Source organism: Psychrobacter sp. GW64-MNA-CIBAN-0177, assembly GCF_040309585.1.
Lineage (GTDB): Bacteria > Pseudomonadota > Gammaproteobacteria > Pseudomonadales > Moraxellaceae > Psychrobacter > Psychrobacter okhotskensis.
On sequence record NZ_JBEOOY010000093.1, the window covers coordinates 1 to 340 of the forward strand.

At 43.8% G+C, this 340-nt stretch carries 1 pseudogene; it reads left to right on the top strand.

The window, feature by feature from the left end:
• A pseudogene (locus tag AAEY79_RS14315) lies at window positions 1–340 on the top strand (threonine--tRNA ligase); the annotation flags it as partial.

Genomic DNA, 340 nt, shown 5'->3' on the forward strand with positions numbered 1-340 from the left:
ATGTGGATATGTGCCGTGGTCCGCACGTACCTAATACTCGATTCCTGAAAGTATTTAAACTCACTAAGATGTCAGGTGCGTATTGGCGCGGTGACGCGAAGAACGAACAGCTGCAACGTATTTATGGTACAGCGTGGGCAGATAAGAAACAGCTAAAAGCTTACATTCAACGTATTGAAGAAGCTGAAAAGCGTGATCACCGTAAAATTGGTAAAGCGTTGAACCTATTTCATATGCAAGAGCAAGCGCCAGGCATGGTGTTTTGGCATCCGAATGGTTGGACCATTTATCAAGTACTTGAGCAATACATGCGCAAAGTACAAAACGATAACGGCTATGA